The sequence below is a fragment of the Escherichia sp. WS1450 genome (assembly GCF_046487395.1).
GTDB lineage: Bacteria > Pseudomonadota > Gammaproteobacteria > Enterobacterales > Enterobacteriaceae > Escherichia > Escherichia coli.
Window position 1 is genome coordinate 1 of sequence record NZ_JBJQJO010000047.1, and the last position, 10,210, is coordinate 10,210.

Sequence of the window (10,210 nt, forward strand, 5' to 3'; positions counted from 1 at the left end):
CATACTCCTCCGGCAGAAGCAGAAAAAGCTTATTATGCTTCCATCGGAAACGATGATCTGGCAGCCTGAGTTCACAGATAAAACACTCTCCAGGAAACCCGGGGCGGTTCAACTTTCCTAAAAAGACATGTCTTGCCCAATATACTCAACATGAACTAGATCTGGTTGCTGCTCAGCTAAACAACAGACCGAGAAAGACACTGAAGTTCAAAACACCGAAAGAGATAATTGAAAGGGGTGTTGCATTGACAGATTGAATCTACAACCGCGCTCTTGATGTCAGACTCCCTCGAGTAGGCAGCCTGGCGGCTGCGGCTTGTCATGGCCTGGAATTACCGTTATAAAAAAAGATAATGTCATTGTCTTTCAGGTAGTTATATGGCCCGTTCAGCTAAACCCCGTAAACGCAAACCCGCACCACAAAGAAGCAAACTTCCCCGCTATGTTGTGAAACTTCATCCGGATGATTTTTTTGACGAAGAAGACGCTGAAGTTCTGCGCTTTGATAATTTTGACGATGCCGTTGAGTGCTGCGCTGACCTGGGTATTCCGTTCTTTCTGGATGCAGGAAACAAAAAGCTGGTCTTCTGGTTTGTTCGTGTCGATGACGAAGGGTATCCGGAAATAGCCCGCTGTACGGAGCGGGAGTTTGCAACCATTCTTGCCGGTATCAGTGCCGGTGGTATGTACTGCCCGGAATGCGGCACAGTTCACTGGCCGGATGGCGTTACCCCTCCCGTCTGATGCTTCCCCGTTTTGCCGATATTTTTCAGCAGGGTAACCGCTGGCTTAACTGGCTGGAGAAACAGCCGGAAGGTTCAGTGCGTCCGGTGGTGACTGAGTCAGTGACAAAAATCATGGCATGCGGGACCACGCTGATGGGCTACACGCAATGGTGCTGTTCGTCACCGGACTGTTGCCACACCAAAAAGATCTGCTTCCGGTGTAAAGCCGCTCCTGTCCGAACTGCGGGGTGAAGGCTGGCGCACAGTGGATACAGTATCTTGTATGTAATAGGACTTGATGGCTAGCTACCATCATATGAAGCAGAGTGAGCTTGTCCCAGCCCTGAACAGTCAGACTTTGATTAGCAGCAAAAGCCCTCTGCTTCACCTTTCACGCCAGCATTAACATTGAACGGTTGCCAAGAGCGATGACTCTGCATGTACAAGGGGAATAGGCGTGATGGTTTGGTGAAAGGAGAATATTCATGTTTCAGTTAGGTATTGATGTCAGTAAGAAAACGCTGGATTTGTGCCTGCTGCGCGAAGGCGTAAAAGGCAGCGTTAAAACCCGAAAGCTTCAGAATGATATTAATGCTGTCAACGCGGTAATAGCCTGGCTCAGTAAGCAACATTGTAAACCTGAAGATGTCCATATCATCATGGAAGCCACTGGTGTTTATCATGAATCACTGGCTTACGGGCTTCACAAAGCCGGGGGCCGGATATCACTTGCCAACCCACACAGGGCAAGAGAGTTTGCCCGGGGTATGGGAATGCTGACCAAAAATGACCGGGTTGATGCTTATATGCTGGCTTGCTATGGCGCGCTTAAAGCACCGGAGCCATGGCTTCCTCCACCGGAAGAAGTCCGCCATCTCAGTGCACTGCTCCGCAGACGTGATGCTCTTGTGGCTGACAGCACTCGCGAAAAAAACAGGCTGGAAAAATACCTGGCAACAGACACACCTTCTGTTATAGCTGAATCCGTAGAGGCAATGATTGGTCAGTTGAACGCAGAAATTAAACGTCTGGACAGACTGATCCGTTCACACCTTAACCAGCATCCTGAATTAAAAAAGGATTTTGACCTGCTGACGTCAATAAAATCCGTAGGTTATCAGTTAGGTCTGAATATGCTTGTCATCCTGCGGAGCCATGATTTCGCCACAGCAGAACAGGCGGCTGCATTTTTAGGTGTCGTTCCCGTTGAAAAATATTCCGGCACCTCGGTCAGAGGGTGTCCGAAACTGTCAAAAATTGGTCCGCCGGAAATCCGGGCGAAACTGTATCTGGCTTCGTTGTGTGGTCTGAGATTTAACCCATTGATGAAAGCGATGTATGAGCGATTATGCCTGAGAGGTAAGGGCAAAATGTGTGCCATTGGTGCGCTGATGAGAAAACTCGTGCACTGGTGCTATGGCGTACTGAAGACCCAAAAACCGTTTGATGTGGGCTATTTGTCTTCATATGCGCGTAGCGCATGTAAGGCGGCATGATGTAGTTACATATGGTACAGGAGTAACACCGCCGAAGCCCGGCGTAAGCCGGTACGTATTGATAGGTTTCACCTATCCCATCCCTGCCCTGCGAGGCCATGCGGGCTTTCAGCGATGATGAAGTACAGGTAAGCCCTTTTAACCCCGTTAGCGCGGCTACGCCGCGCTGTATCGGGGACTTAGTGCTGACAGCTTGCTGGCAGTACTTAGGGGGCTGTACGTCGGAGTTCAAGCGATTTTTCTTGACAGAACACGGTAGCTGCTAAGCCATACCCGCTTTCAGCCATGAGAGAGCTTCTGTGCGCGGTCGGAGTGGTCCCGACGAGGGTTTACCCGAAGTCGGGACGTATCTCCGCGTTAGCGGGGTCAGTTTGGAATTCGGAAAATAAACCATGTTAAGACTATTTTTTAGCCAAAGGGCTTTCAGGAATCGCCAGAATGGCGGGACAACAGTGGTTTTGGTGTCCGAAATCGACCGGTTTCGGACATTGTTAAACAGATATATCCGAAAGTCAGCGAAATTACTTTCGGACATGCATTATAATATGTACACCCATTTCGTACAGAAGATCTCACTATGTCTCGAATTTTTGCCTATTGTCGGGTTTCCACTCTGGAACAGACGACCGAAAATCAACGTCGGGAAATCGAAAGCGCGGGTTTTAACGTCAGACCCCAACGAATAATCGAAGAACAAATTAGTGGATCAGTAGCAGCCAGTGAACGTCCAGGTTTTAACCGGTTGCTTGATCGTCTGGAAAGTGGCGATGTATTGATAGTCACAAAACTGGATCGCCTCGGTCGTAATGCAATGGATATCAGGAAAACAGTGGAGCAACTGACCGAATCTGGCATCAGGGTGCATTGCCTGGCATTAGGTGGTGTTGATCTGACCAGTTCGGCAGGAAAAATGACAATGCAAGTGATTTCAGCGGTCGCTGAATTTGAACGAGATCTTTTACTTGAACGAACTTATTCAGGGATAGCAAGAGCACGGGATGCAGGAAAACGTTTTGGTCGCCCACCGCTATTAAATGAAGAACAAAAACAGAAGGTACTCGAACGCATTAAGTCTGGGGCAAGTATAAGTGCTATTGCCAGGGAATTCCGAACCACACGGCAAACAATTCTGAGAGTTAGAGCGAAACAGCAAACTGTTACTGTATAGAAAATAGTCTTAGCGTGGGATATTTTCCGTTTTCCAAGCGGACCCCAAGGAAGACTACATCGCGTTCATGCCGAAACCGAATGTAAGAACGGCATTGCATAATCTTGCAGTGGCGATCGAACATTACAATGAAAACCATCCGCACAGTGCGTTGGGTTATCGCTCTCCGCGAGAATATCGACGTCAGCGGGTAACATTAACTTAAGATACAACCCCTGTCTGGAAATAAGGGGGCAAGAACACATTGACACTATAAATATGGCATTGTATAAAACCCCGCGATAATAATGAGTTTCATTTGCATTACTCCCATTTGCTGGTCATCCACTCGCCTGTTTACAAGGATAGCGTTTAATGAAGAAGGTCCTTTGCGCGTTAGGCTTGATGTTCACCGCCGTCAGTTCCGCGCTGGCAACAACCTACCCCCTGACGATTGAAAACTGCGGCTATCAGGAGACCTTCACCCGGCCGCCGGAGCGCGTGGTCGCGCTGGGGCAAAATACGGTCGAAATTCTGCTGCTGCTCGGGCTGCAAAAGCAGGTGGTCGCCAGCGCCTTCTGGCCGACCAGCGTTTTACCGCAGCTGGCTGAGCAAAACGCGAAGATTAAAACCTTGACGGTGGAAATTCCGAGCCTGGAATCGGTGCTGGCGCAAAATCCTGATTTCGTTCCCGCCCAGTTGCCGCTGCTGCTGGGGCCGGAAAGCAAAGTCGCTAGGCGTGAAGATCTCGCCACCGTCGGCGTGAACAGCTACGTCTCACCGGGGGTGTGCGCCACCAAAAAGGCCACCGGCGATATGTACGGCAGCCGGCAAAAGCTGTGGGATATGACCTGGCTGTATCAGGAAATTAGCGATTTTTCCCGCATTTTCAACGTCGAAGATCGTGGTCAGGCGCTGATTGCCGATTTCAAAAAACGTGAAGCCGACCTGCGCCAGGAGTTTGGTAAAAGCAAAAAGGATCTCTCCTTCGTCTTCTGGTTCTCCAGCGCCTCACCTTCGGCCGATGCCTATGTCGGCGGCAAAAACAGCGCCTCCGGATTTATCGCCAGCGTGCTGGGCGGACATAATGCGATTACCTCCGAAACCGAGTGGCCCACGGTGAGCTGGGAGAGCATTATTGCCGCCAACCCGGATGTGATCGTGGTCGCCAGCCTAGATCGTAACCGCTGGGCGCTGGATAAAGCCGAGGAGAAGATCAAATTCCTCAAAAGCGATCCCGCCGTCAGCCAGCTGGAGGCGGTGAAAAAAGGCCATATCGTGGTCATGGACGGTCAGGCGATGAATCCGACCATTCGCACGCTTTACGGCGCGGAGCAGGTGGGCGAGCAGCTGAGAAAAATGGGGCTGAACTGATGAGCGTCGGCGCGATTGAGACGAGCCGCAGCATACTGCTCACCGGCTGGTGTGTACTGGCAGCGATCGTGCTGGCGCTGGTGATCGCTGTGGGCGTCAGCGTTGGCGAGCTGGCCATCCCGCTGCAGAATGTCTTTTATGCTATCAGCAACAGAACCGGCTTAACCGCTGAGCCGCTCAACCGTATCTATGAGAGCGTTATCTGGGATTTCCGCCTCAGCCGCGCGCTGGTCGCCGCCTGCTGCGGCGCCGGCCTCGCTATCTGCGGTGTCGTGCTGCAAAGCTTGCTGAAGAATGCCCTCGCCGAACCCTACGTCCTCGGCGTCTCCGCCGGGGCCTCCACCGGCGCGGTGTCGATCGTGGTGCTGGGCCTTGGCTCTGGCGCAATTTCCCTCTCGACAGGCGCCTTTGCCGGGGCCTTCGCCGCCTTCGCCTTTGTCGCCTTGCTGACTAACGGCGCGCGCGGCGGCAATGAGCGTACGATTCTTGCGGGCGTCGCCGCCTCGCAGTTATTTAACGCCATCACGGCCTATACCATCAGCACCACCGCCAGCGCGCAGCAGGCGCGCGATGTGATGTTCTGGCTGCTGGGCAGCTTCAGCGGCGTCCGCTGGCCCGAATTCCAGTTGGTCATCGTGGTGGTGCTCGCGGGTCTGGCGGTCTGCCTGTGGTATGCCCGGGCGCTGGACGCGTTCACCTTCGGCGACGATGCCGCCGCCTCGCTGGGGATTGCTGTGCCGCGCGTGCGCCTGATCCTCTTCACCACTGCGGCGCTGATCACCGCCACCATCGTCAGCATGGCCGGCTCAATCGGCTTTGTTGGCCTGGTGGTGCCGCACGTGATGCGTTTCTTCTTTGGCCCGCTGCACCGAACGTTGCTGATCGCCAGCGCGCTGGCAGGGGCGATATTGATGGTACTGGCGGACATTGCGTCGCGCCTGCTGATTGCCCCGCAAAGTCTGCCCGTTGGGGTAGTAACCGCCCTGGTTGGGGTGCCTTTCTTTGCCGTGATTATCTACCGCTCAAGGAATAAGTGATGAGTATTTGCGCTGAAAATATCACCTGGAAGGCAGGCAAAAAGGTCATCGTCAATAATGTCTCGCTGCGGGTGCCGCGCGGAGAAACGGTCGGACTGCTGGGGCCCAACGGCTGCGGCAAATCCTCGCTGCTGCGCGTTCTGGCGGGCCTGCGCCGCCCGGATGCAGGTCGCGTCACCCTCGACGGCCAGGATATCGCCCGGATGGCGAAAAAGCAGCTCGCCCGCCGCGTGGCTTGCGTCGAGCAACACGGCATGACCGAGGCCAATATGCGGGTGCGCGACGTCGTGCGCCTGGGACGCATTCCCCACCACTCTCCGTTCTCAAACTGGAGCGCTCAGGATGACGAAGCGATTGCCGCCGCGCTGCAGCGGGTAGCGATGCTGGAGAAAAGCGAACAGGGATGGTTAAGCCTCTCCGGCGGCGAGCGGCAGCGGGTGCATATCGCCCGCGCGCTGGCGCAGAGCCCGAGCGAAATCCTGCTGGATGAGCCGACCAACCATCTGGATATACACCATCAGATGCAGTTAATGCAGTTGATCAGCGAGCTGCCGGTAACCAGCATTGTGGCCATTCACGATCTTAACCATGCCGCGATGTTCTGCGATTCGCTGATCGTGATGCAGCAGGGGCAGATCCTCGCCAGCGGGACGCCGGAGGAGATTTTGTCCGAAGCGCTGCTGTGGGACGTTTTCCGGGTGAAAACCAAAATCGAGATCTCCCCTTACCACGGCAAAAAGCACATTCATTTCATCGTTTAGGTTGGGCGGATATGCCTCTTTTCTCCCTGCGCCCTGCGGCAACCCTCTGGCCTCCGGTGTTACTGGGAAGCCAGTTCGTTTTTAATATTGGCTTTTACGCGGTCGTACCTTTCCTCGCCCTCTTCCTGCGCGACGACATGCTGCTCTCAGGCGGACTTATCGGCCTGATCCTCGGGCTGCGTACCTTCTCCCAACAGGGGATGTTTATCCTCGGCGGGACGCTGGCCGACCGCTATGGCGCTAAGGCGATCATTCTCGCCGGCTGCGTCGTTCGCGTCGCCGGTTTTCTCCTGCTGGCGTGCGGGGCGTCGCTGTGGCCCATTATCCTTGGCGCCTGCCTGACCGGCGTCGGCGGCGCCCTGTTCTCCCCGTCGATAGAGGCCCTGCTGGCGCGGGCCGGTACCCACAGCCAGGCCAACGGGAAACGCAGCCGCGCCGAGTGGTTTGCGCTGTTTGCGGTATGCGGTGAACTGGGAGCGGTGATCGGCCCGGTGGCCGGAGGCGTGCTGAGCGGGATCGGCTTTCGACATATCGCCCTCGCCGGCGCGGGAATATTTCTTCTGGCGCTGGCGGTGCTCTTTTTCGGTCTGCCCGCCGACGGGCACACGACAACAACGCGCAGACGAGTCCCATGGTGGACGCCTTTGCGCCAGCCGCGCTTTGTCGCGTTTATTCTCGCCTACAGCTCATGGCTGTTGAGCTACAACCAACTCTACCTCGCTCTGCCGGTGGAGATCCAACGTTCCGGCGGCCGCGAGCAGGATCTGGCGCCGCTCTTTATGCTGGCCTCGCTGTTGATTATCACCCTCCAGCTCCCTCTCGCCCGCTTCGCCCGGCGAATGGGCGCCGTGCGCATCCTGCCGGTGGGCTTTCTGCTGCTGTCGGCTTCCTTTGCCAGCGTGGCGTTATTCGCCGCCGCCCCACCCGCCGAAAGTTGGCTGCGGTTAATGCCGGCGGCTGGTTTTGTCACGCTGCTCACCCTCGGCCAGATGCTGTTAGTGCCCGCAGCCAAGGATCTGATCCCGCTGTTCGCCGAGGAGTCGACGCTGGGCGCCCACTACGGAGCGCTCGCCACCGCAGGAGGGTGCGCGGTGTTAGCCGGGAATTTACTGCTCGGTCATTTACTTGACCAGGCGCTCATTCCGTCGCCGCAGGCGGTTTATCCCTGGCTTCTGCTGGCGCTGTTTCCGCTGTGCAGCGCCGTCGCCCTGCGGGCGATCTGTCGCCCGCTGGCGGCAACATGACGCAGAGCGGGTAACAGCCCGCTCTGGAAGTGAACAGCTGGTATCCATATTTTCAGCTAATCCTTTAACAAAGATCCTCAGCCCTGTTTAAAGCCCGGCTTGCCGTTTTTGGCTCGCCATTCCTTCACTTCTTTTACGATACCTTCAGGACTGTCCTCACGGTCATCCCTTGGATAATAAATAAGATCAGAACCATCAGGGTGTTCAGCTAATCGACGAAATTCATCCACTAATTTATCATCATCAGCCTCAGTTTCACCTTCAGCCCGGCAGATTTTTCTGACGAACTCCAGAAACTCCGCCTCGGTATAGTCAGAAATCGTTTTCTTTTCCATTTACTTATTTCCTCTGTGAATTTCAATATGATGCTTGGGTGTCACTACCCTGAGATTATCGATATCATAAACAGCGCCACCATCCGTAACGCGCTTGATATGGTGCAGTTCGAAACGTTCTCGTTCACCTACACGCTCTGATTCAGGAACAAACGAAGATTTACCTTTTGTAACCAGAACCTTATTCTGATTTTTGAACTGCTTCAGTAACTCCGGATCTTTCCCCACTTCCATCCACAACGCCTTACGGAACCACGGCAGCCTGGAGGCTGCAAATCGGGGTGTGGCAGAATATGAGCTTTCAGAGTAACCATCCAGAATGAGTTCCCATGTCACACAACCTAGAGCACCAGAAAGTCCACACCAGAATGGTGAAAGAGGTTCTGAAAGCCGTCGCCAGAGCCAATAATCACCCTTATCAGTCCGTATTTACAGACTTTATCGCCGGTCATCCCTCCTGCACGGTCTGTTTCTGGGAAACCTTCAACAAAATGTACCCGGATTCACCGTACGAATACGTCACGTTCTGCCATACCTGCCGTCGTTTGATTTATACGAAACAGAAGCGGAGATGAAGGCGGATGACCCGAAGTGGTGGTGATTTTCAGCCCCGACCGCTGAAACGCCTGTTCACAATGTCGCGGTATAAAAATCGACCATGCAGAGAGAGAAACCACCGGAGTGGTGGGAAAAGCAGAAAGGCTCACGTGGCATAAGGCGTGGACAGCGGTATCGTCTGGTTTTTCAATTTCCTATACGTGAACACAATCTGCAATTCGGTATACAGCGAACCTGCCACCATAAGTGTTTTTATACCACTTAACTGGCTCAGCACCGGGGGCAGGCTTCATTCTGAATTCATCGCGCAGACGTCCTTTCGAGAAACACCTGTCTTCGGCAATCTCCTGCGCACGTCTGGTGACCAGCTCATCATTATTCATGGTTCTTGCATCTCCGTCAGACGTTTTTATATCCGGACAGCCCCTCTATGGCCACTTCTGTGCAGTATGCAATACACGCAGGATATACACTTTTCCCCACTGGCTGTCGACCTCATAAACCAGAACAAAATGCGGGTGAATAACCAGTTCCCGGGTACCTTCCACACGACCATTGCGGCCTTTATACGGCTGCCCGGCTAGGCTGCTGGCTGAACACCCGCAAGGTTCACACTGATGACACACCAGTAAAAGTACTGGCACCGGGCAGGAAGAAGGCGAAAACAGGATATATCTGGACGTATGTCCGGGATGACCGGAATGCCGGTTCGCCAGAACCTCCGGCGGTCTGGTTCGCCTACTCACCGGACCATCAGGGTAAACATCCGGAGCAACACCTTCGTCCCTTCCGGGGTATCCTGCAGGCAGATGCGTTCGCAGGTTACGATCGGCTGTTCAGTGCCGAACGTGAAGGCGGCGCGTTGACGGAAGCAGGATGCTGGGCTCATGCGCGGCGCAAAATCCACGATGTATATATCAGTACCAAAAGCGCGACGGCGGAAGAAGCACTGAAACTAATCGGCGAACTGTACGCCATTGAGCACGAAATACGCGGGTTGCCGGTGTCTGAACGCCTGGCGGTCAGGCAAATGCAGAGTAAACCGCTACTGACTTCCTTGTATAAGCTGATGCAGGAGAAAGAACACACGTTATCGAAAAAATGCCGTCTGAGAGATGCGTTCCGGTATATCAGGAAGCACTGGGTTGCGTTGTGCAACTTCTGTGATGACGGTCTGGCGGAGGCGGACAATAACACAGCGGAAAGAGCGCTTCGTGCAGTCTGTCTCGGAAAGAAAAATTACGTGTTCTTCGGTAGCGATCACGGCGGCGAGCGTGGTGCACTGCTGTACGGGCTGATCGGCACCTGCCGTCTGAACGGTATCGATCCGGAAGCGTATCTGCGCCATATTCTGAGCGTACTGCCGGAATGGCTTTCCAACCGAGTTGACGAACTCCTGCCATGGAACGTAGTACTCACCAATATGAACCGCCCCGGGTTTCCTGGAGAGTGTTTTATCTGTGAACTCAGGCTGCCAGATCATCGTTTCCGATGGAAGCATAATAAGCTTTTTCTGCTTCTGCCGGAGGAGTA

At 54.2% G+C, this 10,210-nt stretch carries 9 protein-coding genes and 7 pseudogenes; 12 read left to right on the forward strand and 4 right to left on the reverse strand.

The genetic code is table 11. The annotated features are described in order from the left end of the window. Positions 1 to 113: 113 nt before the first annotated feature. The 10 genes and pseudogenes from ACJHYR_RS25905 to ACJHYR_RS25950 form a co-directional block, all read left to right on the forward strand. Positions 114 to 257: pseudogene (locus ACJHYR_RS25905) on the forward strand (IS30 family transposase); the annotation flags it as partial. A 121-nt stretch (positions 258 to 378) separates the two neighbouring features. After that, complete coding sequence (locus ACJHYR_RS25910) at positions 379 to 744, forward strand: hypothetical protein (protein WP_000124098.1); 366 nt, start codon at positions 379 to 381, stop codon at positions 742 to 744. Further along, positions 744 to 1,009 (forward strand): annotated as a pseudogene (locus ACJHYR_RS25915) (transposase zinc-binding domain-containing protein); the annotation flags it as partial. The gene ACJHYR_RS25910 and the pseudogene ACJHYR_RS25915, both read left to right, overlap by 1 nt. Before the next feature lie 201 nt (positions 1,010 to 1,210). Further along, positions 1,211 to 2,221, forward strand: coding sequence for an IS110 family transposase (locus tag ACJHYR_RS25920; RefSeq protein ID WP_000487120.1), 1,011 nt, complete (start codon positions 1,211 to 1,213; stop codon positions 2,219 to 2,221). Positions 2,222 to 2,798: 577 nt separating this feature from the next. Next, positions 2,799 to 3,389, forward strand: a complete 591-nt coding sequence (locus ACJHYR_RS25925; protein WP_000086538.1) for a recombinase family protein — start codon at positions 2,799 to 2,801, stop codon at positions 3,387 to 3,389. Between the two features lie 46 nt (positions 3,390 to 3,435). Beyond that, a pseudogene (locus tag ACJHYR_RS25930) lies at positions 3,436 to 3,594 on the forward strand (integrase core domain-containing protein); the annotation flags it as partial. A gap of 149 nt (positions 3,595 to 3,743) precedes the next feature. Next, positions 3,744 to 4,742, forward strand: coding sequence for an ABC transporter substrate-binding protein (locus tag ACJHYR_RS25935; RefSeq protein WP_000756335.1), 999 nt, complete (start codon positions 3,744 to 3,746; stop codon positions 4,740 to 4,742). Continuing rightward, the gene (locus ACJHYR_RS25940) at positions 4,742 to 5,779 is read left to right on the forward strand and encodes a FecCD family ABC transporter permease (RefSeq protein WP_059328031.1); all 1,038 of its coding nucleotides are present in this window, start codon (positions 4,742 to 4,744) and stop codon (positions 5,777 to 5,779) included. The genes ACJHYR_RS25935 and ACJHYR_RS25940 overlap by 1 nt, the downstream gene beginning before the upstream one ends. Continuing rightward, positions 5,779 to 6,540, forward strand: a complete 762-nt coding sequence (locus ACJHYR_RS25945; RefSeq protein ID WP_000020503.1) for an ABC transporter ATP-binding protein — start codon at positions 5,779 to 5,781, stop codon at positions 6,538 to 6,540. The genes ACJHYR_RS25940 and ACJHYR_RS25945 overlap by 1 nt, the downstream gene beginning before the upstream one ends. Positions 6,541 to 6,596: 56 nt before the next feature. After that, positions 6,597 to 7,784, forward strand: coding sequence for an MDR family MFS transporter (locus ACJHYR_RS25950; RefSeq protein WP_025999368.1), 1,188 nt, complete (start codon positions 6,597 to 6,599; stop codon positions 7,782 to 7,784). Between the two features lie 77 nt (positions 7,785 to 7,861). Here the strand turns inward: ACJHYR_RS25950 and ACJHYR_RS25955 are convergent, their stop codons facing one another. Together ACJHYR_RS25955 and ACJHYR_RS25960 are read right to left on the reverse strand one after the other, a co-directional pair. Then, entirely contained in the window at positions 7,862 to 8,119 is a 258-nt protein-coding gene (locus ACJHYR_RS25955) for a bacteriocin immunity protein (RefSeq protein WP_000412701.1), read from the reverse strand. Then, complete coding sequence (locus ACJHYR_RS25960; protein ID WP_011402682.1) at positions 8,120 to 8,455, reverse strand: HNH endonuclease signature motif containing protein; 336 nt, start codon at positions 8,453 to 8,455, stop codon at positions 8,120 to 8,122. On the opposite strand from ACJHYR_RS25960, the pseudogene ACJHYR_RS25965 reads away from it, so the two are divergent. Next, positions 8,449 to 8,720, forward strand: a pseudogene (locus tag ACJHYR_RS25965) (hypothetical protein). The gene ACJHYR_RS25960 and the pseudogene ACJHYR_RS25965 sit on opposite strands and share 7 nt — an antisense overlap. Before the next feature lie 160 nt (positions 8,721 to 8,880). Here the strand turns inward: ACJHYR_RS25965 and ACJHYR_RS25970 are convergent. Both ACJHYR_RS25970 and yacB read right to left on the reverse strand, forming a co-directional pair. Continuing rightward, positions 8,881 to 9,060: pseudogene (locus tag ACJHYR_RS25970) on the reverse strand (3'-5' exonuclease); the annotation flags it as partial. 45 nt (positions 9,061 to 9,105) lie between these two features. Continuing rightward, positions 9,106 to 9,288: pseudogene (yacB, locus tag ACJHYR_RS25975) on the reverse strand (type II toxin-antitoxin system toxin YacB); the annotation flags it as partial. Here yacB and ACJHYR_RS25980 point away from each other — a divergent pair. Continuing rightward, positions 9,270 to 10,100: pseudogene (locus tag ACJHYR_RS25980) on the forward strand (IS66-like element ISEc43 family transposase); the annotation flags it as partial. The pseudogenes yacB and ACJHYR_RS25980 overlap by 19 nt on opposite strands. Positions 10,101 to 10,210 lie beyond the last annotated feature (110 nt).